Below are 25,750 nucleotides of genomic sequence, written 5' to 3'. Positions count from 1 at the left end.
GTGACTCAGCGGGGCTCAGTCACTGTTGCCGGGAGCCGGCGTCGTCTTCTGGATCTGGGTGAGGAACTCGATGTTCGACTTGGTCTGCTTCATCTTGTCGAGCAGCAGCTCGATCGCCTGCTGCTGGTCGAGCGCGTGCAGCACGCGACGCAGCTTCCAGGTGATGGCCAGCTCCTCGCTGCCGAGCAGGATCTCTTCCTTGCGGGTACCGGACGCGTCGACGTCCACCGCCGGGAAGATGCGCTTGTCGGCGAGCTTCCGGTCGAGCTTGAGCTCCATGTTGCCGGTGCCCTTGAACTCCTCGAAGATCACCTCGTCCATGCGGGACCCGGTGTCGACGAGCGCGGTGGCGAGGATGGTCAGCGAGCCGCCGTCCTCGATGTTGCGCGCGGCACCGAAGAAGCGCTTCGGCGGGTACAGGGCGGTGGAGTCGACACCACCGGAGAGGATGCGGCCCGACGCCGGGGCGGCGAGGTTGTACGCACGGCCCAGACGCGTGATCGAGTCGAGCAGCACGACCACGTCGTGACCCAGCTCCACCAGACGCTTGGCGCGCTCGATGGCCAGCTCGGCGACCGTGGTGTGGTCCTCGGCCGGGCGGTCGAAGGTCGAGGAGATGACCTCGCCCTTCACCGACCGCTGCATGTCCGTGACCTCTTCCGGACGCTCGTCGACCAGGACGACCATCAGGTGGCACTCGGGGTTGTTGTGCGTGATCGCGTTGGCGATCGCCTGCATGATCATGGTCTTGCCGGTCTTCGGCGGGGCCACGATCAGACCGCGCTGGCCCTTGCCGATCGGCGACACGAGGTCGATGATCCGGGTCGTCAGCACATTGGACTCGGACTCCAGACGGAGCCGGTCCTGCGGGTACAACGGCGTCAGCTTGTTGAACTCCGGCCGCCCACGGCCGTGTTCGGGCGCCATGCCGTTGACGGAGTCGAGGCGGACCAGCGCGTTGAACTTCTCGCGGCGCTCGCCCTCCTTCGGCTGGCGGACCGCGCCGGTGATGTGGTCGCCCTTGCGCAGACCGTTCTTGCGGACCTGGGCGAGGGAGACGTACACGTCGTTCGGGCCCGGCAGGTAGCCGGAGGTACGGATGAACGCGTAGTTGTCGAGGATGTCCAGGATGCCCGCGACGGGGATCAGGACGTCGTCCTCGTTGACCTGCGGCTCGGCGATCTCGTCGCGGCCACGACGGCCACGGCGGTCGCGGTAGCGGCCCCGGCGGCCACGGCGGCCGCCCTCGAAGTCGTCGTCGTCCTGCTGCTGGCGATCGCGGTCCTGACGGTCCTGGCGGCCGCCGCCCTGCTGCTGGCCCTGCTGGCGGTCCTGACGGCCGCCGCCCTGCTGGTCGTCGCCCTTGCCGCGGCGGTCGCGGTCCCGGCCGCCCCGGTCGCGGTCACGGTCCCGGCGGTCGCGGCGGCCACGGCCCTCGCCGTCGTCGGCCTTGCCGTCGGCCTGCGGCTGCTGCTGGGTGTCGCCCTTCGGCTCGCCCTTGTCGCCCCTGGTCTCGGTGGACTCGGCGGCGGCCGGGCTGCCCGCGTCGGCGGTGGCACGACGGCGGCGGCGCTCGTTGGGCGCGTCCTCGCGCTCGGCCTCGCCCGCGCGGGCGGGACCGCCGGCCGGCTGGCCGGGGATGTCGATCTGGGCGGCCTTGTCGGCGGCCGGCTGCGCGGCCTTCTCGGCCTTCGCCTCACCGGCGGCCTCACCCGTACGGGCCTTGGAGGTGGCGCGGCGCTTGGGCTTGGTCTCCTCGGCGGCCTCGGCCTTGGGGGCGCTTCCCCCGGCCTGGGCCTCCTTGATGACCTCGATCAGCTGGCTCTTGCGCATCCGCGCGGTGCCCCTGATGCCGAGGCCCGAGGCGACCTGCTGGAGCTCGGCCAGCACCATGCCCTCGAGGCCGGTACCACGGCGCCGCCGGGAGCCGGCACCGGTGGCAGGCGCGGAGTCCGTGGCGGGCGCGGCAGCGGTCTCCTCGACACGTGCGCCCATCAGATCGGTGGTGTCGCTCACGAAGGGTCCTTCCCTGGAGCGGACGTCGGCCTGTCTGGCTCGGCGACCGGTTGTGCTGTCCGGCATCGGTGCCATTCGGAAGTACCGAGCCGGGGCGGTGGTCCGCCATGAAGCGGCGGAAGAGAATTTCTGGTGATGACGCTCCCGCGAGCCGTGACACCCGGTGTCACATGGCGCGGCGGCGCCGATTCCGGAGCGTGCCCGCTGACTCGCTCAGTGCTGCCACACGACGTACTGCCCAGGTACGGCGCACGGAACACGGAGTGGCTTGGGAGGCTCCCGGAAGAATGTCTGTCCCTGACGGGGACACGAAGCACCTCGCCATGGTGGGGTCGGGTGCAGACTTGAGATTAACACTACCGGATGCAACAAACATTCCCCCTCTCCAAATCCGGCAACCGGGTGTCAGGACGCAAGCGGCAGCACGCTCGCTCCCCGCGTGTCGACGCTCAGCCGGTTGGCCGCCCAGTCGGCGCCCGCGAGGGCCTGCACCTTGTCGGCGGTGGCCTCGTCGGTGAGCGCCATGACGGTGGGTCCGGCACCGGAGATGACGGCCGCCACGCCGTCCGCGCGCAGCCTTTCCACCAGTGCCGCGCTCTCCGGCATGGCGGGGGCGCGGTACTCCTGGTGCAGCCGGTCCTCGGTGGCGGGCAGCAGCAGTTCGGGGCGCCGGGTGAGCGCCTCGACGAGCAGTGCGGCACGGCCCGCGTTGGCGGCGGCGTCGACGTGCGGGACGGTGCGCGGGAGCAGTCCGCGCGCGGTCTCGGTGAGTACGGGCTTCGCGGGCACGAAGACCACCGGCACGATGGAGGGGTCCGGCTCGGTCCGTACGGCGCGGGCGGCGCCCGACTCCAGCCAGGACAAGGTGAATCCGCCGAGGAGACAGGCCGCGACGTTGTCCGGGTGGCCCTCGATCTCCGTGGCCAGTTCCAGCAGCGCGGTGTCGTCGAGGCGGGACTCGCCGCCTATGGTCACCGCGCGCGCGGCGACGATCCCCGCGCAGATGGCGGCGGACGACGAGCCGAGACCGCGGCCGTGCGGGATGCGGTTGGCGCAGACGATCTCCAGCCCGCGCGGCTGCCCGCCCAGCAGGTCGAAGGCGGTGCGCAGGGCGCGTACGAGCAGATGGCGCTCGTCGCGCGGGAGGGTGTCACCGCCCTCACCGGCGATGTCGATGTGCAGCCCGGAGTCGGCGACCCGGACGACCACGTCGTCGTACAGCCCCAGCGCGAGGCCCAGGGCGTCGAAGCCCGGACCGAGGTTGGCGCTGGTGGCGGGGGTGCGCACCCGGACGGCGGCGGCGCGGAAGGCGGGACCGGCCATCGCTCGAAGACTCTCCTTGAGCTGCGTTGACGGGACGTGACTGCCGGACGGCCCGTGGCGGGGCATCCGGTGCGGACACTCGATGACGTAGGGAAACCCGTCGGGCCGCTTGGGGCGGCGGCGCCGTGCCACACGCGACGGGCATGTGCGGTGGGCGGGTTGCCCCCAGCCTATCGAAGGAAGGTTCAGCCGCGACATAGGGCGCACAGGAGGCGCACGATGCGTGTCGCAAGCCCCCTGTGCACCCTCTCGGGCCCGGTGTCAGGCGAGGCCGAGCCGCTCGGCCGCGACGGCCGAGTCGACCGGCACGGTGACCGGCTGCGGGGCGCCGGCCACGGCCCAGTCGGGGTCCTTCAGGCCGTTGCCGGTGACGGTGCACACGATGGTCTGGCCCGGATCGACCTTCCCCTGCTCGGCGGCCTTGAGCAGTCCGGCCACCGAGGCGGCGGAGGCGGGCTCCACGAAGACACCCTCCTGCGCGGCCAACAGCCGGTAGGCGCGCAGGATCTCACGGTCCGTCACCTCGTCGATGTGACCGCCGGACTCGTCCCGCGCGGCCAGGGCGTAACTCCAGGAGGCCGGGTTGCCGATCCGGATGGCGGTCGCCACGGTGGAGGGGTCCTTGACGATCTCACCGCGCACGATGGGCGCACTGCCCGACGCCTGGTAGCCCCACATGCGCGGGGTGCGGGTGGCCGGGCCGTCGGCGGCGTACTCCCGGTAGCCCTTCCAGTAGGCCGTGATGTTGCCCGCGTTGCCGACCGGCAGGACGTGGATGTCGGGGGCGTCGCCCAGCATGTCCACGATCTCGAAGGCGGCCGTCTTCTGGCCCTCGATACGCACCGGGTTGACCGAATTGACCAGCGCCACCGGGTAGTTGTCGCTCAGGGCGCGCGCGAGGTCGAGACAGTCGTCGAAGTTCCCGGCGACCTGGAGGATCTTCGCGCCGTGCACGAGGGCCTGGCCCATCTTGCCGAGCGCGATCTTGCCCTGCGGGACGAGCACCGCCGAGACCATGCCCGCGCGCACCGCGTAGGCGGCGGCCGAGGCGGAGGTGTTGCCGGTGGAGGCGCAGATGACCGCCTTGGCGCCCTCCTCCTTGGCCCGCGTGATGGCCATGGTCATGCCCCGGTCCTTGAAGGAACCGGTGGGGTTGGCCCCCTCCACCTTGAGGTGGACCGAGCAGCCCGTGCGCTCGGAGAGCACCTGTGCGGGCACGAGAGGCGTGCCGCCCTCGCGGAGCGACACGACGGGCGTGCTGTCGGTGACCGGCAGCCTGTCCCGGTACTCCTCGATGATTCCGCGCCACTGGTGGGTCATTGCCGCTTACTCCCCTTCAACCCGCATGATGCTGGCGACACCCCGCACGGTGTCGAGCTCGCGCAGCGCCTCCACGGTCCCGGTGAGGGACGCGTCGGAGGCGCGGTGCGTGACGACGACGAGGGACGCCTCGCCGCCCTCCCGTCGCCCGCCGCCACCCTGCTCGACGGCGACTGCGTCGCCGCTGCCCTGATTTTTACCCTGCTGCCGGACGGTGTCGATCGACACCCCGTGCTCGGCGAACACCGTGGCCACCTGGGCGAGTACGCCCGGTTTGTCGGCGACGTCGAGGCTGATGTGGTACCGCGTGACGACGTCCCCCATCGGCGAGACGGGCAGCGCCGCGTACGCCGATTCGCCGGGCCCGGTCGAACCGCCCAAGCGGTTGCGGCAGACGGCGACGAGGTCGCCGAGGACCGCCGAGGCGGTGGGCGCGCCGCCGGCGCCGGGGCCGTAGAACATCAGCTGCCCGGCCGCGTCGGACTCCACGAACACCGCGTTGTACGCGCCGCGCACCGAGGCCAGCGGGTGGCTCAGCGGGATCATCGCCGGGTGGACGCGGGCGGTGACCGAGGCGCCGTCCTTGGCCCGCTCGCAGATGGCGAGCAGCTTGATGGTGCAGCCCATCTCCCGCGCCGAGCGGAAGTCGGCCGCGGTCACCTCGGTCATGCCCTCGCGGTGCACGTCGTCGAGGCGGACGCGGGTGTGGAAGGCGATCCCGGCCAGGATGGCGGCCTTGGCGGCGGCGTCGAAGCCCTCGACGTCGGCGGTGGGGTCGGCCTCGGCGTACCCGAGCGCGGTGGCCTCGTCCAGGGCCTCCTGGTAGCCGGCGCCGGTGGAGTCCATCTTGTCGAGGATGAAGTTGGTGGTGCCGTTGACGATGCCGAGCACCCGGTTGACCTTGTCGCCGGCGAGGGACTCGCGCAGCGGGCGGATCAGCGGGATGGCACCGGCGACGGCCGCCTCGTAGTAGAGGTCTCGGCCGTGCTCCTCGGCGGCGGCATGCAGGGCGGCGCCGTCCTGGGCGAGCAGGGCCTTGTTGGCCGAGACGACGGACGCGCCGTGCTCCAGCGCGGTGGTGATCAGGGAGCGGGCGGGCTCGATGCCGCCGATGACCTCCACCACCACGTCGATGTCACCGCGCTTGACCAGGGCGGTCGCGTCGGTGGTGACGAGCGCGGGATCGATCCCGGCGCGCACCTTCGAGGGCCGCCGTACGGCGACCCCGGCCAGTTCGACCGGGGCCCCGATGCGGGCGGCGAGGTCGTCGGCGTGCGTCGTCATGATGCGCGCCACCTCGGAGCCGACCACTCCACAGCCCAGCAGCGCCACCTTCAGCGGACGCGTACGCATCATCCGACCTCGTTTCCTCTCACCGTCTACGGTCCGACCAGTCTCACTCACCGGATGGCGCTTTCCGCCTTTCGTCCGGATCGTGAGACATCTGTTTCGCGTTCCCGGAACGGGGCCCCGGGTGGCCCCCGGGGCCTCAGCCGACGTCCAGCCGGAGCAGGTCCTCCTCCGTCTCACGCCGGACGATCACCCGCGCCTCGCCGTCGCCGACCGCGACGACCGGCGGACGCAGGACGTGGTTGTAGTTGCTCGCCATGGACCGGCAGTACGCGCCCGTGGCGGGGACGGCGATCAGGTCGCCCGGCGCCAGGTCGGCGGGCAGGAACGCGTCCTTGACCACGATGTCCCCGCTCTCGCAGTGCTTGCCGACGACGCGGGTGAGCATCGGCTCGGCGTCGCTGGTCCGCGAGACGAGGGCGACGCTGTACTCGGCGTCGTACAGCGCGGTGCGGATGTTGTCCGACATCCCGCCGTCCACGGAGACGTACGTCCGCAGCCCGTCGAGCCGCTTGACGGTCCCGACCTCGTACAGCGTGAACGCGGTCGGCCCGACGATGGCGCGGCCGGGCTCGACGGAGATACGGGGGACGCGCAGCCGGGCCGCCTCGCACTCGCGGGTGACGATCTCGGTGAGCGCCTTGGCGATCTCGTGCGGCTCGCGGGGGTCGTCGGAGCTGGTGTAGGCGATGCCGAGGCCGCCGCCGAGGTCGATCTCGGGCAGCTCGACGCCGTGCTCGTCGCGGATGTCCTTCAGCAGGCCGACCACCCGGTGGGCGGCGACCTCGAAGCCGGACATGTCGAAGATCTGCGAGCCGATGTGGCTGTGGATGCCGATGAGTTCGAGCCCGTCGAGGGTGAGCGCGCGCCGTACCGCCTCTGCCGCCTGGCCGCCCGCGAGCGGGATGCCGAACTTCTGGTCCTCGTGCGCGGTGGCGATGAACTCGTGGGTGTGCGCCTCGACGCCGACGGTGATGCGGATCTGCGCCTTCTGCCGCTTGCCGAGTCCCTGCGCGATGTGCGCGACGCGGGCGATCTCCTGGAAGGAGTCGAGCACGATCCGGCCGACGCCGGCCTCGACGGCGCGGGTGATCTCCTCGACGGACTTGTTGTTGCCGTGGAAGGCGATGCGCGCGGGGTCCATCCCGGCGGACAGCGCGGTGGCCAGCTCGCCGCCGGAGCAGACGTCGAGGTTGAGCCCCTCCTCGTCGAGCCAGCGCACGACGGCGCGGGAGAGGAACGCCTTGCCGGCGTAGAACACGTCGGCGTCGGTGCCGAACGCGGTGCGCCAGGCACGGGCCCGGTCCCGGAAGTCGGCCTCGTCGAGGATGTACGCGGGCGTGCCGAACTCCTCCGCCAGGTCGGTCACCCGGCGGCCGCCGACGGTGAGGACACCGTCCTCGTCCCGGCGCACGGTGTGGGCCCACACCTTGGGGTCGAGGGCGTTGAGGTCGGCCGGCGGGGCCGAGTAGTGCCCCTCGGGCAGCACATCGGCGTGACGGGGCCCGGCGGGGTGGGCGGAACGGCTCATGAGTGGCTCTCTGTTCTCAGAGGTGTTCGGGTGCGTCGATGCCGAGCAGGGACAGGCCACCGGCCAGCACCGCCCCGGCGGCTTCGGCGAGCGCCAGCCGGGCACGATGGGCGGCCCCGGGTTTCTCCTCCCCTACGGGCAGCACCTCGGACAGAAGCGGGAGCAGCGCGTCCGCGACGGTGAGCAGATGCCGGGCGAGGCGGTCGGGGGCGTGCCGGGTGGCGGCGGCGCGGAGGATGCGGGGGTGGTCGGCGAGGGGGGTCTGGAGAGGGGTGCCCGTGCCGTTCAGCTCCCCCGGTTCCGCCGCGAAGCCCAGGTCATGGGCGTTGCGGGTGAGCGCGCGTACGCGGGCGTGGGCGTAGCGGACGCGGAACAGGGGGTTGATCTCGCGCTGGACGAGGTGGTCGGCGGTGATGCGGGGCCGGTCGTGCGGGGCGGGGTGGAGCAGGGCCCAGCGGGCGGCGTCGGGGCCGAGCGGCGCGGGGTCCTCGGGCGCGGGGACGGGCCGCAGCGTGACGGGCTCGCCGTGCTCGATCTCCGCCCGGCCGCCCTGGGTGGCGACGATCCGCGCGACCGCGTCGGCGACGACCTCGGCGCGCACCTCGTACGGCACCCGCAGTACGACGGTCCGCCCGGCGAGGGCGTCCCCGTACCCGTACTCCGTACCGCGCGCGCGGATCTCGCGGACGAGTCCGGTGAGCAGGTCGTCGCGGGCGCGGAGGCTGATGTTGAGGAACCCCGGGCCGGTGACGACGACGTCGCGCACCCCGTCCGCGTCGAGCAGCCGCGCGCGCAGAATGTCGGCGACGTACAGGGGGGTGCGGGCGGCGGGGCGGGCGAGGCGGAGGGCGACGTTGGTGGCGAAGTCGCCGCAGCCGCCGGGGCCGGGCTCGGTGAGGGTGACCCGCTCGGGCGGAGCCACGTCCAGCTCCCCCGCGTCCACGGCACGGCACACCGCGTCCAGGACGGTACGGGACAGCTCGGCGGGGGTCACAGGACAAGCCTAGGGGAGGCGGGAGGGCGGGCGGAGGCGGGTGGTGGGGCCTCGGGGGGGCGGGAGGGCGGGCGGAGACGGGTGGTGGGGCCTCGGGGGGTGCGTGCTGGCTTCGCCGGGGCCGACAGTCTCCGGAGGGCCGGGGTCTATCCGCCGGAGCAGACCCCGTCACGCCGGTCGCTCCGCTCCAGCAGCCCCTTGACCAGCCGGACCAGCTCGTCCGGCTCGAAGGGCTTGGGCAGGAACGCGTCGACGCCGGCGTCGAGCCCGCTCTCCACCTCGTACTGCGTGCACGCGCTGATGATGGCGAGCGGGAGGCCACGGGTACGGGGGTCGGCCCGGAGGCGGGCGGCGGTACTGAGCCCGTCGAGACGGGGCATGACGACGTCGAGCGTGATGACGTCCGGGCGCACGTGGTGCACCACATCAAGACACTCGGCACCATCGACCGCGGTCACCACCTCAAGCCCTTCCAGCTCGAGATTGACCTTGATCAGCTGCCGGATGCCCTTGCTGTCATCCACAACAAGCACCCGGCCGGACGCGCCTGACACAACTCGAGAGTAGGTCGGGGCGGGGGGCCGCGTCCCGGTTTTCCCGAGTTCTCGCTCTGACGGGTGGTGGGGGGATTTGGGTGGACGAGTTGTCGCTCCGCTGTGGAAGGGGTACGGGGCGGGAGGACACAGTGAGCCTCGAACGGCCTCCGGCCGAGCCCCGGAACAGAGCCCTCCCCACGGTGGCCCGCACCAGCCGACCCCGCCTGGGCAAACCCGTTCCTGATCACCCCGCGAGACCTGCTAGGGTTCTACCCGTCGCCGCAAGCGCCCAGCGCAACGCCCGACACGCCCCCGTAGCTCAGGGGATAGAGCAACGGCCTCCGGAGCCGTGTGCGCAGGTTCGAATCCTGCCGGGGGCACCTTGAATTAGGTGCCCAAAGACCCCGCCATCAGCGAGAACGCTGAGGACGGGGTCTTCGCGTATGCGAGGCAGGTGTGGACCGGGACGGGCGTTCAGGCGCCCGTCCCTTGTCGGCTACCGGTAGAAGACGGCAACCCCGCCGTGGTGGGAGCAAGCCCCCTGATGGTGGGCCGCGTACGAGTACGAGCCGTCGTTGCACTTGGCCGTCGCGCCGCCGCCTGCCGAGGTTGAGCCTCCTGAGGAGCTGGAGCCGCCGCTGGTGGACGAGGAGCCGCCCGACGTCGAACTGCCCGACCCGGACCCCGCCGCCGCACGCGCCGTGACCGTGACCCGGACCTTCACCTTCACCGTCTCGGTCACCGTCGGCGCAGGCTCCGGCTTCGCCGTCTCCGTTGCCGTGGCCGTCGCGGTGACCGTGGTCGTGGGGGTCGGGGCGGGCTTGGTGTTGGCGACCGACTTGGTCGTGTTCGGGGTGTCGTCGGCGCCGGCGCTGCCGATGCCGAGGAGGAAGGTGAGGCCCAGGGCGGGGAGTACGAAGCGTTTGCGGGCCCACTTCGGGGCCGGGCGGGGCGCCGGCGCGGGTGGCGGCTGGGGCTGGTAGTAGGTCATGAGAGGTCCCCCCGAGGGCGAGTACGTGAGGGGTGAACCTATCTATGCCGGTGCGTCAGATGTGAGGAACTCGTGTAGACGGTGACGCAGTTGTGACAATTCAAATGTCAACTACCGCCCGCCGGCACCCTCACTCCGGCAACTCCACCACCGTCTCCTCGTTCTCGTTCGCCGCGTACGGATGCACCGGGGAGACCGGGGTGTACGCGGTGAACCAGGTGTCCGGGTCCTCGGGGGTCGCGGGGTGGGGGGAAGTCGGGGGGTGGAGAGTCGTGGCGAAGGTCTCCAGGGCCAGGCTGACCTCGTCGGACAGGAGGCTGTAGAGGTCGGCCGTCACCTCCGCCTGGTTCAGCAGGGACTTGAGGAGGAGTTCCTCGGCCAGGCAGGTGGGGTGGTCGAACGGGGGGCGGGTGAGGCGGCCCGTGAGGGTGATCGCGGTGACCGTCAGGCGGCGGGTGAAGAGGACGGTGTACGCGTCCGCGAGGTGCGGGGGCAGGTCGTCCAGGATCATGAACGTCGCGTTGCTGCGGGCGACCGTGGGGCCGTCGTCCTCCAGGGCGGCCAGGTCGGTGAAGAGTTCGTCCACCAGGAGGTCGATCGCGTAGACCACGGCGCCCGCCGCTATCTCCGCCGCCTCTCTGCTCACCTCGCACTCCGGTGCCGACTCGTGGTGGCCGAACGCCTCCAGCGTGAACGCCGTGAGCGTCGGGGCCAGTTCGCGCAGCCTCGTACGCATCGCCCGGCTCTCGGAGTGGCCGGGGCTGTCGGGGGGCGCGGGGGTCGTGCCCGCCGCATGGCGCCTGGCGCGTTCCGCCGGGTCGGCGGGCGGGGCGTCCGGGCCGTCCGCCGCGTCCAGGCTCTCCTGGAGCAGCTCGGAGTTGAGTTCCACCGCGCAACGGGTCAGGCGCCAGTCGGACAGCGCCTCGGTACGTTCCATCAGCTCCGTCACCACCTCCCGCGCCGCGTCCTCCGCGAACTCCAGCGCCGGGGCGTCCACGAACAGCTTCAGCAGGGCCCCGCCGGGATGGGCGGCGATCACGTCGTCCAGCAGGTCGACCTCCATGCCGTCCGGGCCCTCGACCGCCTCCAGCGAGTCGAAGCCCTTGCGCAGCAGGAAGACCACTCCCTCCCGGCGCAGCGCGTCGAGTTCCGGAGCCCCCTGGGGCGGGGCCATCGCCACGGTCACCACGTATGTCACACCTTCATCGTGCCTGAGGGCGCGCCGTTCGGGGAGGTGAATCCGAGGTACGGGACGCGGGGGCGCGCGCGGGCGGCGACCCCGGGTACGGGGCTGAGGCCGGTGCGGGGCCTCGGGCGCCCGGGTCCGGACCGCCGAACGGGACCGGCGCCCGGGTGCTACGACTCACACGGCACGCGGCACACAGCACGCGGCTCAGGCAGACCGCTTCCCCGAAGCCGCCCGCTTCCTCGCAGGTGCTTTCTTCGCCGCGGCCTTCTTCTCCGTCGCCTTCGACGTCGCTTTCGACGTCGCCTTCGACGTCGACTTGGCCGCCGTCTTCTTCGCGGCCCCCTTCGACTCCCCCGCCTTGGACGTCGACTTGCGCGCGCTCGCCGTCTTCTTCGCCGCAGCCTTGGAGGTGGACTTGCGCGCCCCCGTCTCCTTCGGCGTCCCCCGCCCGCGCAGGTTCCGTACCTCCGCCTCGCCCTCCCCGCCCCGCGACTCGCGGGCCTCGCGGACGCTCTTCTCCAGCGCGGCCATGAGGTCGAGGACCTTGCCGCCGTCGGCCGGTGCGGGGGCCTCGGGCGGGGTCTCGCCGGCGGCCTTGGCGGCGATGACCTCCTCGACGGCCTCGCGGTACTCGTCGTGGAGGTCGTCGAGGTCGACCTCGCCGAGGGTGTCCATGAGGGCGTCGGCGAGGTCCAGCTCCTGGTCGCGCACGGTGACGTCCACGTCGGGGGCGACGCCCTCGGGGGCGCGTACCTCGTCGGGCCAGAGCAGGCCGTGCAGGACGATCACGTCGTCGACCACGCGCAGCATGCCCAGCCGCTCCCGCCCGCGCAGCGCGAACTTGGCGATGGCGACCTTGTGGCTGCGCTTGAGGGCCTCGCGCAGCAGGGTGTACGGCTTGGCGGCCGGCGCTCCGGCGGCGCCGATGTAGTACGCCGTGTCCATCTGGAGCGGGTCGATGCGTTCGGCCGGGACGAAGGCGACGATCTCGATCGTGCGGGCGGTGGGCAGCGGGAGGTGGGAGAGGTCGTCCTCGGTGATCGGGATCATCTCGCCGTCGGCGCCCTCGTACGCCTTGCCGATCTCGGACTGGGTGACCTCGCGGTCCTCCAGTTCGCAGACCTTGCGGTAGCGGATGCGGCCGTTGTCCTCGGTGTGGACCTGGCGGAAGGAGACCGCGTGGCTCTCGGTGGCGTTCACCAGCTTGACGGGGATGCTGACGAGGCCGAAGGAGATGGCGCCGTTCCAGATGGATCGCACGTGCCGGGTCCCTTCCACGCAGTTCTGCACAGTTCTACACAGTGTCGTTTTATCCGATTCGTCCCATTTCTGGGATTGTCATCCTATGACGCCAGTGACGGAGGTGGAGGGGCGGCGGGTCTCGCTCAGCAACCTGGAGAAGGTGCTGTACCCGGAGACCGGCTTCACCAAGGGCGAGCTGCTGCACTACTACGCCACCGCCGCCGGGGCGCTGCTGCCGCATCTGCGGGACCGGGCGGTGTCCTTCCTGCGGTATCCGGACGGCGCCGGCGGGGAGGCGTTCTTCACCAAGAACGTGCCGCCGGGTACGCCCGACTGGGTCACCACGGCCGAGGTCCCCCGTTCGGCGGGCGCGGCCCGGATGGTGGTGGTGCAGGACCTGCCGAGCCTGATGTGGGCGGCGAACCTGGTGACCGAGTTCCACACCCACCAGTGGCTGGTCCAGATCCCGGACGAGGCCGACCGGCTGGTGTTCGACCTCGATCCCGGCGCGCCCGCGACGGTCGTCCACTGCTGCGAGGTCGCCCTGTGGCTGCGGGAGCGGCTCGCGGCGGACGGGATCGAGGCGTACGCCAAGACCGCCGGGTCCAAGGGGCTGCATCTGCTGGCCTCGGTGCGGGGCGCGTCCTCGGCCGAGGCGAGCGACTACGCCAAGGCGCTCGCGAAGGAGGCGGAGCGGGCGATGCCGGGGCTGGTGCTGCACCGGATGACCCGGAGCCTGAGGCCGGGCAAGGTGTTCGTCGACTGGAGTCAGAACGCGGCCCGCAAGACCACCGCCGCCCCCTACACCGTGCGCGCCCGCAGCACCCCGACCGTCTCCACCCCCGTCACCTGGGACGAGGTCGAGCGCTGCCGCGACCCGGCCGAGCTGACGTTCCTCGCCGGGGACGTCCCGCCGAGGCTGGAGCGGTACGGGGACCTGCTGGCGGGCCTGCTGGACCCGGAGCGGGCGGCACCACTCCCCTGAGGGAGCAAGCACCCCCTCCCCGATGGCCCACTGCGGCGCGCAACCGCACTCCGCGGCTCCTAATGTGGCGGTTAGTCAGTTCCATCCGTTTTCGGAGGTCTTCCATGTCCCTGCGTTCCGTCCTCTTCCACGGCCTGGCTCTGGCGGCCGTGACGGGCGTGCTGCTCGGCGGGGCCGTGCCCGCCGGCGCGGCGGACGGCCCGGCCGGGGGTGCGCCGGCCGCTCAGGAGGGCGGCCCCGACGGGCACGCGGGCGGGCGCGGCGACCGCGACCCGCGCCGGTACGAGGGTGTGGTGACCGCCAAGGGCGGCATCTGGCTGCACGACCGCCCGGACCGCGGCACCCGCCGCGTCCGCTTCGCGGAGCAGGGCGAGCACGTGTCCATCTACTGCAAGGTGAACGGCGACCGGGTGGGCACCAACCCGCTCTGGTACCTGCTGACCGACGGCACCTGGGCGTGGGCGTCGGCCCGGTACATCGGCAACGTGGGCGCAGTCCCCCGCTGGTGCTGACCTCCCGCCAGCGGAACTCCCGCCGATGACCCAGGCCGGGACCGCGCCGCCCGCCTCCCGTACCGCCGCCCCACGCCCCCGGCTGCCCCGGCGGCGCGGGATCGAGCTGGCCCTGATCGTGCTGGCCGTGCTGCTGTCGGTGTACGGCTACTGCGCGGTCGGCCTGGCCCGCACCGGTTCCCTCCCGCCGGGCGCGGCGGGGTACGGGGCCGGGCTCGGCGCGCTGGCGCTGCTCGCGCACCTCGCGGTGCGGCTGCGGGCGCCGTACGCCGATCCGCTGCCGCTGCCGATCGCGGTGCTGCTGAACGGGCTCGGGCTTGTGCTGATCTACCGCCTCGACCTCCAGACCCCGGCCGACCGGGCGGCCCCGGCGCAGCTGGTGTGGTCGACGCTCGGGGTGGGGCTGTTCATCGTGGTGGTGCTGGTGCTGCGCGACCACCGGGTGCTCCAGCGGTACGCGTACGTGTGCGTGGCGGCGGCGCTGGTGCTGTTGCTGCTGCCGATCCTGTTCCCGGCGGTCAACGGCGCCCGCATCTGGATCAGGATCGCGGGGTTCTCCATCCAGCCGGGCGAGTTCGCCAAGGTGCTCCTCGCGGTGTTCTTCGCCGCGTACCTGGCCGCGAACCGCAGCGCGCTGGCGTACACCGGGCGCCGGATCTGGCGGCTGCAGTTCCCGACCGGGCGGGTGCTCGGGCCGATCGTGACGATCTGGCTGCTGAGCGTCGGGGTGCTGGTGCTGGAGCGGGACCTGGGCACCTCGCTGCTGTTCTTCGGCCTGTTCGTGGTGCTGCTGTACGTGGCGACCGGGCGGACCGGCTGGATCGCGGTGGGGCTGGTGCTGGCGGTGCTCGGCGCGTGGGCGGTGGGGCATCTGGAGCCGCACGTGCACGGCCGGATCGAGGACTGGCTGCACCCCTTCGGCACCATCGACGCGGGTCAGGGCCCCAACCAGCTCGCGCAGTCGCTGTTCGCCTTCGCGGCGGGCGGCATGACCGGCACCGGCCTGGGGCTCGGCCACTCCACGCTGATCGGCTTCGCCACCAAGTCGGACTTCATCCTGGCGACGGCCGGCGAGGAACTGGGCCTCGCCGGACTCGCGGCCATCTTCCTGCTGTACGCCCTGCTGGTGGAGCGGGGTTTCCGGGCGGCGCTCGCCCTGCGGGAGCCGTTCGGGCGGCTGCTGGCGGTGGGGCTGGCGTCGATCCTGGCGCTCCAGGTGTTCGTGATCGCGGGCGGGGTGACCGGGCTGATCCCGCTGACCGGCATGGCGATGCCGTTCCTCGCCCAGGGCGGTTCCTCGGTGGTCACCAACTGGGCGATCGTGGCCCTGCTGATCCGGGTGAGCGACTCGGCGCGCAGCCAGTACGACGGCGAGGAGGCCCCGTGAGCGGACCCGGCGACACTCCGGCCAACCGCCCCATGGCCCCGTACATCCGGCACGCCCTGGTCTTCTGCGGGCTCCTGCTGCTGGCGCTGCTGGCGAACGCGGCCCGGGTGCAGGTGGTCGAGGCGGGCGCGTACGGCGACAACCCGGCCAACCGGCGCTCGTCCATCGCCCGCTACCAGCAGCCGCGCGGGAACATCCTGGTCGGCGGCGCCCCGGTGACCGGCTCCCGGGACACCGGGGAGCAGCTGCGCTTCGAACGCACCTACCTGGACGGCCCGTTGTACGCCCCGGTGACCGGCTTCGCCTCGCAGCGGTTCGGCTCGACCTTCCTGGAGCACGCGGAGGACCGGCTGCTGTCCGGCACCGATCCGCTGCTGTCGGGGTTCCCGGTGTGGCACGACACCGCGAGCGCGCCCGGCGGGAACGTCGTCACCACGCTGAACGCCAGGGCCCAGCAGGCCGCCTACCGGGGGCTGGGGGGCCGCAAGGGGGCGGTCGCCGCGATCGAGCCGGCCACCGGCAAGGTGCTGGCGCTGGTGTCGACCCCGTCGTACGACCCGGCGCGGCTGTCGGGGAACGGTACGGACGCCTCGGCCGCGTGGGAGCGGCTGAACGCCGATCCGGACAAGCCGATGCTGAACCGGGCGGTGCGGCAGACGTATCCGCCGGGGTCCACGTTCAAGGTGGTCACGGCGGCGGCCGCGCTGGACTCCGGGGTGATCACGGACGTGGACGCGCCGACCGACTCCCCCGACCCGTACCGGCTGCCGGGTACCACGACCCGGCTGACCAACGAGGCCGACGGGTGCCGGGACGCCTCGCTGCGGGAGGCGTTCGCGTGGTCCTGCAACACGGTGTTCGCCAAGCTGGGCGTGGACGTGGGGCTGAAGGACATGGCGGCGACGGCGGGGGCCTTCGGCTTCAACGACACCAAGCTGAAGGTGCCGTTCGCGGTGGCGGAGTCCACCTTCGACACGGTGGTGGACCGGGCGCAGCTCGGGCTGTCCTCCATCGGGCAGTACAACACCCGCGCCACCCCGCTCCAGATGGCGATGGTGTCGGCGGCGGTGGCGAACGGCGGGCAGGCGCGGGCGCCGTACCTCGTGGAACGGACCACCCGCGCCGGGGGCGAGACGGTCGCGGGCGGCGGCGCGCATCCGCTGACGCAGGTCATGCGGGCGTCGACGGCGTCCCGGCTGAGGGAGCTGATGCGGGACGCGGTGGAGCGCGGTACCGGGGGCAACGGGGCGATCCGGGGTGCCACGGTCGGCGGCAAGACGGGCACCGCGCAGCACGGGGTCGGCAACACCGGGCTGCCGTACGCCTGGTTCGTGTCCTGGGCGCAGGCGGACGGGGCGCCGGAGCCGGCGGTGGCGGTCGCGGTGGTGGTGGAGGACGCCTCGGCGGACCGGGGGGAGATCAGCGGGGGCGGGGACGCGGCGCCGATCGCCCGGGATGTGATGCGGGCGGTGCTCGGTTCCTGAGGCCGGAGGTGACCCGTCGTCGGGAAAAGTCGTGCGCGGGGGATTGACGCCCTTGCTGACACGCAGTCTCATAAGAGGCGGACGACGACGTACCCCGGCTGGACGAGGTGACTTAAGGCCATGACGACCCTGACGGAAGCGGACGCGCTCGACGGGCTGCGCGACGCGCTGGGCGCGCTCAAGGACCGGGAGCAGGTGGCCGAGCGACTGCTCGTCTCCTCCGCCAAGCACTCCTTCGACCCGGACAAGGAGCTGGACTGGGACGCCCCCTTCGAGGAGGGCAAGTGGTTCTGGCCCCCGGAGCTGGTGTCCCTGTACGGCACGCCGCTGTGGCACAGGATGAGCGAGGAGCAGCGCATCGACCTGTCCCGGCACGAGGCGGCCGCGCTGGCCTCGCTGGGCATCTGGTTCGAGCTGATCCTGATGCAGCTGCTGGTCCGGCACATCTACGACAAGCCGGCCACCAGCGCCCACGTCCGGTACGCGCTCACCGAGATCGAGGACGAGTGCCGGCACTCCAAGATGTTCGCCCGCGTGATCACCCGCGGCGGCACCCCGTACTACCCGGTGAGCCGGGCCCACCAGAACCTCGGGCGCCTGTTCAAGACCATCTCCACCACCCCGGGCTCCTTCACCGCCACCCTGCTCGGCGAGGAGGTGCTGGACTGGATGCAGCGGCTCACCTTCCCCGACGAGCGGGTGCAGCCCCTGATCAGGGGCGTCACGCGCATCCACGTGGTGGAGGAGGCCCGGCACGTCCGGTATGCCCGTGAGGAGCTGCGCCGCCAGATGGTGACGGCGCCGAAGTGGTCGCGGGAGTTCACCCGCGTCACCTCCGGCGAGTTCGCGCGGGTCTTCTCCATCGCCTTCATCAACCCTGACGTGTACACCAACGTCGGCCTCGACAAGCGCGAGGCACTGGCCCAGGTGAAGGCCAGCGGGCACCGGCGCGAGGTGATGCAGACCGGCGCGGGCCGCCTCACCGAGTTCCTGGACGAGATCGGCGTCCTGCGCGGCGCGGGGCGCCGGCTGTGGAAGGCGTCGGGGCTGCTGGCCTAGCGGGGGCCGACGCGCGGAACGGGGCGGGCGATTACGCTGCGGGGCATGACCCCGCAGGCCGCCACCCCCGCCTACCGACGCCTCAGTGTGGAACAGCGCCGCAGCCAGCTCCTGGAATCGGCGCTGGCCCTCTTCGCGCACCGCGCCCCCGAGGACGTCTCGCTGGACGACGTGGCGGAGGCGGCCGGGGTCTCCCGCCCACTGGTCTACCGCTACTTCCCCGGCGGCAAGCAGCAGCTGTACGAGGCGGCGCTGACCTCGGCCGCCGAGGCGCTCCGGCTCTGCTTCGACGAGCCCCGCGAGGGGCCGACCGTGCCCCGGCTCGGGCGGGCCCTCGACCGCTATCTGGCCTTCGTGGACGAGCACGACACCGGCTTCAGCGCCCTGCTCCAGGGCGGCAGCGTGGTGGAGACCTCCCGGACCACGGCCATCGTGGACGGGGTGCGCCGGGACGCCGCCGAGCACCTCTACCGCCACCTTGGGGTCGATGAGCCGGGTCCCCGGCTGCGGATGACGGTGCGGATGTGGATCGCGGCGGTCGAGGCGTCGTCGCTGATCTGGCTGGACGAGGACAAGCGGCCGCCCCGGGACGAGCTGCGGGACTGGCTGGTCGAGCAGTTCACCGCCGTCCTGGTGGTGACCGCCGGACGCGACCCGCAGACGGCGGCCGTCGTCGCCGCGCTCGCCGGGGATGAACGAGACTGAAGGGCGTGAAGAGTCAGGACACCCCCTTCGAGGGCGGACCGATGGACGGCCGGGTGCTGCCCGTGCTGCTCGGCCCGACCGGCCACCCCCCGAAGACGTATCGCATCCCGGTCCCCGACGCGGCCGGCGGCCCGCCCACCGTGCTGGTCTACCGGCGCACCCCGCGCGGGCACACCCGGAGGCTGGGGCTGGTGCGGGGGTGGAAGTACGTGCACGACCCCGAGGGCCTCGGCGACGCCGACCGGCTGCGCTGGCCCTGGTCCCGGCCGAGGCGGGACAACACGCCGCACGGCAAGCCGGACGACCCGACCGGGTGACTTCGTTGCGCCGGTCCGCGCACGTTCGGCGCGCGGACCGGCGAAGCGCGGCACAAGCTCGCGGTACGGAGGCGCGCGGAACGTCCGCCCGCCCCGCGCACCGGAGGTGATGTCGTGTCAGGAATTCTGCTGCGCCTGGCCTGTACGGCCACGATCGCGGCCCAGGTCGCCCTCGCGCCCGCGCCCGCCCTGGCCGCGCCGGAACCCCAGCGGCCGATGGCCGAGCTGCTGACGGACCTTCAGCAGCTGTACCGGCAGGCCGAGCAGGCCACCGAGACCTACAACGCCACTGCCGAGAAGCTCACCGCCCAGCGCGCCGAGGTGAAGCGGCTGGACGGTGAACTGGCCAAGGCCAGGCTGGCGTTGAAGGGCAGCCAGGGGGACGCCGGGCGCCTCGCCCGCGAGCAGTACCAGAACAGCTCGGACTTCTCCGTCTACGTCCGCGTGTTCCTCGCCCGCGACCCGCAGCAGGCGCTCGACGAGGGCCATGTCATCGGCCGTGTCGCCGGTGAGCGCGCCGCCACCCTGGACCGGCTGACCGGCGCCGAAAAGCGGGCGGACGCCCTCGCCACGTCGGCCCGCAAGGCGCTGGACACCCAGCTCACCCTGGCCGGGAAGCAGAAGAAGCAGCGCGACGACGTCACCCGGCGCCTCTCCGACGTGGAGCGGCTGCTGGCCTCCCTCACCCCCGAGCAGCGGGGCGAGGTGTCCCAGCTGGAGCAGGACGGGGTGGCGGAGGCGCAGCGGCGCCTCACCGGCTCCGGCGCGCTCGGCGACGACGACCGGCCCGCCTCGGCGGAGGGCGGCCGGGCCATCCGCTACGCCCTGGACCAGCTCGGCAAGCCGTACCGCTGGGGCGCCGTGGGCCCGGCCTCCTTCGACTGCTCGGGCCTGACCTCCCGCGCCTGGGCCCGCGCGGGCACCCCGATCCCCCGCACCAGCCAGGAGCAGTGGGCACGGCTCCCCCACGTCCCGCTGAACGCCCTGCGCCCCGGCGACCTGGTGATCTACTTCCCCGAGGCCACCCATGTCGCCCTCTACCTGGGCGACGGCAAGGTAGTCCAGGCCCCCCGCACCGGCGACACGGTCAAGATCTCGCCCATCGCGGCCAACCCGGTGCTGGGCGCCGTACGACCCGACGCGGCCCCGCGCCGCCTGTGAGAGGCGGGCACGGGGCCGGGAGGAGCAGGCGTGCGTCAGGCGCCGGCGGCCACCGAGCCGACGTACGCCTCCGCCTTCGCGGGGTCGTAGAAGAAGTTCTCGAAGTCGGCCGGGTTGTCGAAGCCGTTGGCGAAGCGGTCGGCGACCGGCTGGAGCTGGCCGGCGGCGCCGATGAGGTTGAGGATGTGCTCCGGCGGCGGGGCCAGCATGGCGTTGGTCCACTTGGTGACGTGCTGGGCGGTGTCCCAGTAGCGGTCGAAGGTGGCCTTCATCCACTCCTCGTCGAACGGCTGGTCGCCGCGCTCCAGGATGGAGGCGAGGTAGGCGGCCGCGCACTTGGACGCCGAGTTGGAGCCCTGGCCGGTGATCGGGTCGTTGGCCACGACCACGTCGGCCACGCCGAGCACCAGGCCGCCGCCGGGGAGCCGGCCGATGGGGTTGCGCACGGTCGGCGCGTAGCGGCCCGCCAGGGTGGCGCCGGCGTCGGTGAGTTCGACCTTGGTGGCGCGCGCGTACTCCCAGGGCAGGAACTTCTCCATCAGTTCCAGGGTCAGGGAGAGGTGCTCGGCGGGGTCCTTGACGCCGTTGAACACGTCGAGCGGGCCGCCGGGTATGCCCTCCCAGAACAGGATGTCGGCGCGGCCGGAGGTGGTCAGGGTCGGCATCACGAACATCTCGCCGACGCCGGGCACCAGGTTGCAGCGGACCGCGTCGAACTCCGGGTGCTCGGGGCGCGGGCCGAGCCCGTGCACGTAGGCCACCGCGAGCGCGCGCTGCGGCTCGGTGTACGGGGAGCGCTCCGGGTCGCGGGCGAACATCGACACCAGCTCGCCCTTGCCGGCCGAGACCAGCACCAGGTCGTAGGTGCGGGAGAAGTAGTCCAGGTCGCCGACGGCCGCGCCGTGGATGACGAGCTGGCCGCCGCGCTGGGCGAAGGTCTCCATCCAGCCGGCCATCTTGACCCGCTGGTCCACCGACTGGGCGTAGCCGTCCAGCTTGCCGACCCAGTCGATGGCCCGCTGGGAGGGGCCGGGGTCGAAGGAGCCGGGGGCGGCGACCGAGACGCCGAGCCCCTCGATCTTCGGGGCCTGGGACTCCCAGAAGTTGAGCTGGAGGTCGCGCTCGTGCTGGAGCGCGGTGTCGAACATGCACTGTGTCGACATGACCCGGCCGGAACGGATCTCGTCCGCCGTCCGGTTGGACATCAGGGTGACCTCGTAGCCGTGCGACTGGAGGCCGAGGGCGAGCTGGAGACCGGACTGGCCGGCTCCGACGACGAGTATCTTCCGCATGCGGGGGTGTCTCCTACGGGGGGCTTCGGGCTACTCGGGGGTTACGTCGAGCGCGTGGCCCACCAGGGCCAGGAGGGTCTCGATCGCTGAGATCCGGCGCCGCGCATCCATGATCATGACAGGGATGTGCGCCGGTATGGTCAGTGCCTCCCGCACGTCCTCCGGCCCGAACATCTCGCTGCCGTCGAAGTGGTTGACCGCGACGACGTAGGGCAGGCCGCAGCTCTCGAAGTAGTCCAGCGCCGGGAAGCAGTCCTTGAGCCGGCGGGTGTCGGCCAGCACCACGGCGCCTATCGCGCCGCGCACCAGGTCGTCCCACATGAACCAGAACCGCTGCTGGCCCGGTGTGCCGAACAGGTAGAGCACCAGGTCGTCGTCGAGCGTGATGCGGCCGAAGTCCATGGCCACGGTCGTGGAGGTCTTGCCCGGCGTGGCGGTGAGGTCGTCGGTCTCCTCGCTCGCCTGGGTCATCAGCGCCTCGGTCTGGAGCGGGGTGATCTCCGAGACCGCGGTGACCAGGGTGGTCTTGCCGACGCCGAAGCCGCCCGCCACCACGATCTTCGTGGCGACGGGTGCCCGGCTGCGGTCCTGCTGCCAGGACTTCAGTTCCTCGACAGGCTCGGCCAGGCCGTCGACGAGGGGAGCGTTCCCGACGGGGGCGGTCGCGTCAGAGACGGCGGAGTCCACTCAGCACCCTTTCCAGCAGCGCGCGGTCCGGACGGCCGGTGCCGTGACCGGTCCCGGTGCCGTAAACACGGATCTTTCCCTGGTCCGCGAGGTCGCTCAGGAGCACCCGGACCACGCCGAGCGGCATTCTCAGCAGCGCGGCGATCTCGGCCACCGTGCGCATACGGCGGCACAGTTCGACGATGGCGACCATCTCCGGCATCACGCGCGGAGCGGTGCCGTTCGCCAGTTCCTTGCGCTCCTCCGGGGCGTCCAGCGCCGCGGTGCTGGCCACGAACGTCTCCACCAGGAGGACGTGGCCGAAGCGGGTGCGGCCGCCGGTGAGCGAGTAGGGGCGCACCCGGGCGGCCTTGCGGTCGCCGCCGCGCGTGGGGAGCTGCGTCTTCTTGGCGATGGCGCTCATCGGACGCTCCCGCTCGGTTCGGACTCCATGGATTTCCGCAGCTCGCTGCGGAGTTCCGGGGTGAGCACATGCCCGGCCCGGCCGACGAAGAGCGCCATGTGGTACGAGATCACACTCATGTCGCACTCGGCGGAGCCGTGCACGCCGAGCAGCGAGCCGTCGCTGATCGACATGACGAAGAGGCTGCCCTCGTCCATGGCGACCATGGTGTGCTTGACCGAGCCGAAGTCCATCAGCTTGGCGGCGCCCACGGTGAGACTGCCGATGCCGGAGACGATGGTGGCGAGGTCGGCGGCCGAGCCGCGGGGGCCCTTCGTGACCGGCCGGTTCTGCCGGTCCGCCTCGGCGCGGTGCGGGTCGGACGACAGCAGGAGCAGGCCGTCGGAGGAGACGACCGCGACCGACTGGATACCGGGTACTTCCTCGACCAGGTTGGTCAGCAGCCAATGCAGGTTGCGGGCTTCACTGCTCAGTCCGTAGGTACTGGGCGTGGTCAACTGCTTGCCTCCTCGGCGTGTCCCCCCGTGGACTCTTCGGCGTTCGCGCTGGTGGCGGGCCGCTGGTTCTGCGCGGTGTGCTGGGCGATCTCCGCCTCGACGTCGCGGTACCCGGCCTGTGCGCCCTGGCGGAAGCCGCCGAGCCTGCGGCGCAGGGCCTCGGCGTCGACACCGGTGGCGCGCGGGCGGACCGGGGCCTCGGGCGCGGTGATCCTCGGGGTGCGCTTGGGCAGGCCCTTGCTCGTCAGCTTCTCCTCCGTCTCGTCCGGGGCGCGGTCGTGCGTGGCCTCGGCGGGGAGAGGGGCGGCGGGCTCGGGAGTGACGGCCTCAGGGGTGGCGGCCGTGTTCCCGTCGGCGGGGGCGGCCGGCGGGAGCAGCAGCTCCATCGTGGTCTCGGGGGCCGGCGGCGCGGCGGGCGCCGGCTCGGGCGGCAGTTCACGGGTGGCCTGACGCGGGATCACCGCGTCGGCGGGGGCGGCCTTCTCGGCGCTCTCGCTGTCCGCCACGGCCTTCTCGGCGAGGGCCACCAGCGGGTCGGCGCCCTTGGGACGGCCGCGCAGCACGTTGGAGTTGGCCTCGGCGTCGGCGCCGGGCAGCGAGAAGCTCTGCGTGGCGTCGGTACGGGTGGCGTGGTGCGGGACCGCACCGGCCGGGGTCTCCGCGAGCAGCGACTGCGGGAGCACGACCACGGCCGCGACCCCGCCCTGCTTCTGCTCGCGCAGCTGCACCCGGATGCCGTGCCGGTGGGCGAGCCGGGCGACGACGTACAGGCCGAGGCCGAGACCGTCCTCGCCCTCCTGCTCGTACGGCGACTCGGGGTCGAAGTCGGTGAGGCGGCCGTTGAGCCGCTCCATGCGCTCGGCGGCCATGCCGATGCCCTCGTCCTGCACCGACAGCATGACCTCGCCGGACTCCAGCAGCCAGGCGGAGACCTCCACGGGCAGGTCGGGCGGGGAGAACGAGCTGGCGTTCTCCATCAGTTCGGCCAGCAGGTGGGAGAGGTCGTCGGCGGCGAAGCCGGCCACATGGGCGTGCGGGGGCAGCGCGGCGATCCGGACGCGCTCGTACCGCTCGATCTCGCTGACGGCCGCGCGGACCACGTCGACCAGCGGGACCGGGCCGTGCGCGGGCTGGATGTGCTCGGTGCCGGAGAGGACCAGGAGGTTCTCGCTGTGGCGCCGCATCACGGTGGCGAAGTGGTCCAGCTTGAACAGGGTGGCCAGGCGCTCCGGGTCCTGCTCGCGCTCCTCCAGCCCCTCGATGACGGAGAGCTGGCGCTCGACCAGGCCGAGGGTGCGCAGCGCGAGGTTGACGAAGGTGCCGCCGATGCTCTCCCGCAGCCGCTCCAGCTGGGCGCTGGAGTCGCTGAGCTCGGCGCGCAGCTCCTCGCGGGCGTCGGCCATCTTCTGGCGCTGGCCGACCAGGTGCTTGCGGTCGGACTCCAGGGTGGCGACCCGCTCGTGCAGGGCGACGGCGTGCGCGTGCAGGGCGTTCACGGAGCGGACGACCTGGGCGAACTCGTCGTTGCGCCCGGTGAAGGCGATCGGCTCCTGCCCGGCGGGGTCCTCGGCGCCGGCCAGGCGGGCCGAGCCCCGGCGCAGCACGGAGAGCGGGCGGGTCAGGGTGCGGGCCATGGCGGTGGCGACACCGACAGCGAGGAGCATCAGGGCGCCGAGCGCCGCGATGCGGATCTCCAGGCCGGTGACGTCGTCGTCCCGCAGGGAGGCGAGGTTCTGCCCCTGCCGCTCGTACAGGGCGGACTCGGCGCCGCGCATCAGGTCGACGCGGGCGGAGAGCGCGGCGTCCAGCTTCTTGGCGCTGACGGCGAGCTGCCGGTCGCCGAAGGTGGGCTGGGCGGTGAGGAAGTCCAGGTACTTGTCGGCGGAGTTGACCTCGGGGCCGGTGACCGTGGAGTCGTAGGAGGTGACGGCGTCCTTGGGGGCGGTCTCGCGGAAGGTGGCGAGGCCGGCGTCGGCCCGCAGCCGGGCGCGCTGGGCGGCGGTGGTGAGCGCGTCGCGGCGCTTGGTGTCCGCCTCGGAGCTGCCGTTGGTGGTGACGGGCAGGCCGGTGACCGGGCTGATCGAGGTGCTGGGGGTGGAGGGCACGCTCAGCGCGGCCAGCAGCAGGCCGCGCGCGGTGGCGGACTGCTGGACGGCGGTGTCCAGCCCGGCCAGCGCGTAGGCGCCGGAGCCGGCGCGCGGGGGCGTGCGGTCGGCCAGCTCCTCGGCGAGCCGGTGCAGCTCGGTGATGGTGGCCGAGTACGCCTGGTGGGTGCTGAGCGCGTCGGTCTTGCCGGTCAGGGCGGCGCGGCGGACGGTGGCGATGCCGTCCAGCGCGGTGCGCAGCCGGGACGGCAGGTCGGTGTCCGCGCGCAGGTCCTCGACCTGGCGGTCGACGCGGGTGCCGCGCTGCTCGGAGGGCGCCTTGGTCCTGGGGCGTCCGGCGGCGACGTAGGAGGTGACCTCGTCGCGCTCGTCGGCCAGTGAGTGGGCGAGCGCGAGGGCGTCCTGCGTCTCGTCCGCCAGCGTCACCAGCTTCTGGGACTCATGGAGGTCCCCGGAGGCGGTGAGCAGGGCGGGAGCGCCTGCCGCGGCTATGGCGGCGGCCACCACGGCCACAGCGACGATCAGCCGGTTGCGCACATGGGTGGGGCGTCCAGCGCCCACGGGGTTCTGCTCGGCGGTCCCCTGAGGGGCCGTCTGCCTGCCTGTGCGCCGAGGCCGCTTCTTCTGCACCGGTGCTCGCAATCCTGAACTCGTCTACGGAAGG

Annotated in this window: 23 protein-coding genes and 1 tRNA gene; 9 read left to right on the top strand and 15 right to left on the bottom strand. The window is 72.5% G+C overall.

Translation table 11 applies throughout. The annotated features are described in order from the left end of the window. Positions 1 to 15: 15 nt before the first annotated feature. From rho to D0Z67_RS19905, 7 genes are all read right to left on the bottom strand, one after another. Positions 16 to 2,016, bottom strand: coding sequence for a transcription termination factor Rho (gene rho / locus D0Z67_RS19935; protein ID WP_031181209.1), 2,001 nt, complete (start codon positions 2,014 to 2,016; stop codon positions 16 to 18). A gap of 405 nt (positions 2,017 to 2,421) precedes the next feature. After that, complete coding sequence (gene thrB, locus D0Z67_RS19930) at positions 2,422 to 3,339, bottom strand: homoserine kinase (RefSeq protein ID WP_031181208.1); 918 nt, start codon at positions 3,337 to 3,339, stop codon at positions 2,422 to 2,424. 261 nt (positions 3,340 to 3,600) lie between these two features. After that, positions 3,601 to 4,659 carry a threonine synthase gene (gene thrC / locus D0Z67_RS19925; RefSeq protein ID WP_031181207.1) on the bottom strand — a complete coding sequence of 353 codons (1,059 nt, stop codon included), beginning with the start codon at positions 4,657 to 4,659 and terminating at the stop codon, positions 3,601 to 3,603. A gap of 6 nt (positions 4,660 to 4,665) precedes the next feature. Further along, positions 4,666 to 6,015, bottom strand: coding sequence for a homoserine dehydrogenase (locus D0Z67_RS19920; protein WP_031181206.1), 1,350 nt, complete (start codon positions 6,013 to 6,015; stop codon positions 4,666 to 4,668). Positions 6,016 to 6,148: 133 nt separating this feature from the next. Continuing rightward, positions 6,149 to 7,540, bottom strand: a complete 1,392-nt coding sequence (lysA, locus tag D0Z67_RS19915; protein WP_031181205.1) for a diaminopimelate decarboxylase — start codon at positions 7,538 to 7,540, stop codon at positions 6,149 to 6,151. Positions 7,541 to 7,556: 16 nt separating this feature from the next. Continuing rightward, positions 7,557 to 8,534, bottom strand: a complete 978-nt coding sequence (gene nrtL, locus D0Z67_RS19910; RefSeq protein ID WP_031181204.1) for an ArgS-related anticodon-binding protein NrtL — start codon at positions 8,532 to 8,534, stop codon at positions 7,557 to 7,559. Between the two features lie 146 nt (positions 8,535 to 8,680). Then, positions 8,681 to 9,088 (bottom strand): response regulator, encoded by a 408-nt coding sequence (locus D0Z67_RS19905; RefSeq protein ID WP_078873298.1) that lies wholly within the window; start codon positions 9,086 to 9,088, stop codon positions 8,681 to 8,683. A 290-nt stretch (positions 9,089 to 9,378) separates the two neighbouring features. Between D0Z67_RS19905 and D0Z67_RS19900 the strand changes: the two genes are divergently transcribed. Further along, positions 9,379 to 9,450, top strand: a tRNA-Arg gene (locus D0Z67_RS19900). 116 nt (positions 9,451 to 9,566) lie between these two features. On the opposite strand, the gene D0Z67_RS19895 is transcribed toward D0Z67_RS19900, so the two are convergent. The 3 genes from D0Z67_RS19895 to ku all read right to left on the bottom strand — a co-directional run bounded on the left by D0Z67_RS19895 (position 9,567) and on the right by ku (position 12,510). Next, positions 9,567 to 10,061 (bottom strand): DUF3761 domain-containing protein, encoded by a 495-nt coding sequence (locus D0Z67_RS19895; protein ID WP_078873296.1) that lies wholly within the window; start codon positions 10,059 to 10,061, stop codon positions 9,567 to 9,569. Between the two features lie 130 nt (positions 10,062 to 10,191). Next, positions 10,192 to 11,259 carry a hypothetical protein gene (locus D0Z67_RS19890; protein WP_037774949.1) on the bottom strand — a complete coding sequence of 356 codons (1,068 nt, stop codon included), beginning with the start codon at positions 11,257 to 11,259 and terminating at the stop codon, positions 10,192 to 10,194. A 195-nt stretch (positions 11,260 to 11,454) separates the two neighbouring features. Next, positions 11,455 to 12,510 (bottom strand): non-homologous end joining protein Ku, encoded by a 1,056-nt coding sequence (gene ku / locus D0Z67_RS19885; RefSeq protein WP_031181200.1) that lies wholly within the window; start codon positions 12,508 to 12,510, stop codon positions 11,455 to 11,457. An 85-nt stretch (positions 12,511 to 12,595) separates the two neighbouring features. On the opposite strand from ku, the gene ligD reads away from it, so the two are divergent. The 8 genes from ligD to D0Z67_RS19845 all read left to right on the top strand — a co-directional run bounded on the left by ligD (position 12,596) and on the right by D0Z67_RS19845 (position 20,102). After that, entirely contained in the window at positions 12,596 to 13,477 is an 882-nt protein-coding gene (gene ligD / locus D0Z67_RS19880) for a non-homologous end-joining DNA ligase (RefSeq protein WP_031181199.1), read from the top strand. Between the two features lie 104 nt (positions 13,478 to 13,581). Next, entirely contained in the window at positions 13,582 to 13,989 is a 408-nt protein-coding gene (locus D0Z67_RS19875) for a hypothetical protein (RefSeq protein ID WP_031181198.1), read from the top strand. Between the two features lie 25 nt (positions 13,990 to 14,014). Continuing rightward, positions 14,015 to 15,376 carry an FtsW/RodA/SpoVE family cell cycle protein gene (locus D0Z67_RS19870; protein ID WP_031181197.1) on the top strand — a complete coding sequence of 454 codons (1,362 nt, stop codon included), beginning with the start codon at positions 14,015 to 14,017 and terminating at the stop codon, positions 15,374 to 15,376. A 32-nt stretch (positions 15,377 to 15,408) separates the two neighbouring features. Continuing rightward, entirely contained in the window at positions 15,409 to 16,860 is a 1,452-nt protein-coding gene (locus tag D0Z67_RS19865) for a penicillin-binding transpeptidase domain-containing protein (protein WP_031181196.1), read from the top strand. A gap of 120 nt (positions 16,861 to 16,980) precedes the next feature. Beyond that, complete coding sequence (locus tag D0Z67_RS19860; protein ID WP_031181195.1) at positions 16,981 to 17,919, top strand: AurF N-oxygenase family protein; 939 nt, start codon at positions 16,981 to 16,983, stop codon at positions 17,917 to 17,919. Positions 17,920 to 17,964: 45 nt separating this feature from the next. After that, entirely contained in the window at positions 17,965 to 18,624 is a 660-nt protein-coding gene (locus D0Z67_RS19855) for a TetR/AcrR family transcriptional regulator (RefSeq protein WP_031181194.1), read from the top strand. A gap of 5 nt (positions 18,625 to 18,629) precedes the next feature. Continuing rightward, entirely contained in the window at positions 18,630 to 18,941 is a 312-nt protein-coding gene (locus tag D0Z67_RS19850) for a hypothetical protein (protein WP_031181193.1), read from the top strand. A gap of 114 nt (positions 18,942 to 19,055) precedes the next feature. Then, positions 19,056 to 20,102, top strand: a complete 1,047-nt coding sequence (locus D0Z67_RS19845) for a C40 family peptidase (protein ID WP_031181192.1) — start codon at positions 19,056 to 19,058, stop codon at positions 20,100 to 20,102. A 35-nt stretch (positions 20,103 to 20,137) separates the two neighbouring features. On the opposite strand, the gene D0Z67_RS19840 is transcribed toward D0Z67_RS19845, so the two are convergent. The 5 genes from D0Z67_RS19840 to D0Z67_RS19820 are packed head-to-tail and all read right to left on the bottom strand — an operon-like array spanning position 20,138 to position 25,716. Continuing rightward, positions 20,138 to 21,394: a styrene monooxygenase/indole monooxygenase family protein gene (locus tag D0Z67_RS19840; protein WP_031181191.1), complete on the bottom strand. Its 1,257-nt coding sequence runs from the start codon at positions 21,392 to 21,394 to the stop codon at positions 20,138 to 20,140. Between the two features lie 30 nt (positions 21,395 to 21,424). Then, a complete protein-coding gene (locus D0Z67_RS19835) occupies positions 21,425 to 22,081 on the bottom strand; it encodes a GTP-binding protein (RefSeq protein ID WP_031181190.1) in 657 nt (218 codons plus the stop codon). Then, positions 22,062 to 22,484, bottom strand: a complete 423-nt coding sequence (locus D0Z67_RS19830; protein WP_031181189.1) for a DUF742 domain-containing protein — start codon at positions 22,482 to 22,484, stop codon at positions 22,062 to 22,064. Before D0Z67_RS19830 ends, D0Z67_RS19835 begins: the two co-directional genes overlap by 20 nt. After that, the gene (locus D0Z67_RS19825; protein WP_031181188.1) at positions 22,481 to 22,981 is read right to left on the bottom strand and encodes a roadblock/LC7 domain-containing protein; all 501 of its coding nucleotides are present in this window, start codon (positions 22,979 to 22,981) and stop codon (positions 22,481 to 22,483) included. Before D0Z67_RS19825 ends, D0Z67_RS19830 begins: the two co-directional genes overlap by 4 nt. Continuing rightward, entirely contained in the window at positions 22,978 to 25,716 is a 2,739-nt protein-coding gene (locus D0Z67_RS19820) for a sensor histidine kinase (RefSeq protein WP_031181187.1), read from the bottom strand. Before D0Z67_RS19820 ends, D0Z67_RS19825 begins: the two co-directional genes overlap by 4 nt. Between the last annotated feature and the right edge of the window lie 34 nt (positions 25,717 to 25,750).

The organism is Streptomyces seoulensis (assembly GCF_004328625.1).
In the GTDB taxonomy this organism is placed as follows: Bacteria; Actinomycetota; Actinomycetes; order Streptomycetales; family Streptomycetaceae; genus Streptomyces; species Streptomyces seoulensis.
Note: the sequence above shows the minus strand (reverse complement) of the source record. Positions and strands in the feature narration are given on the sequence as shown.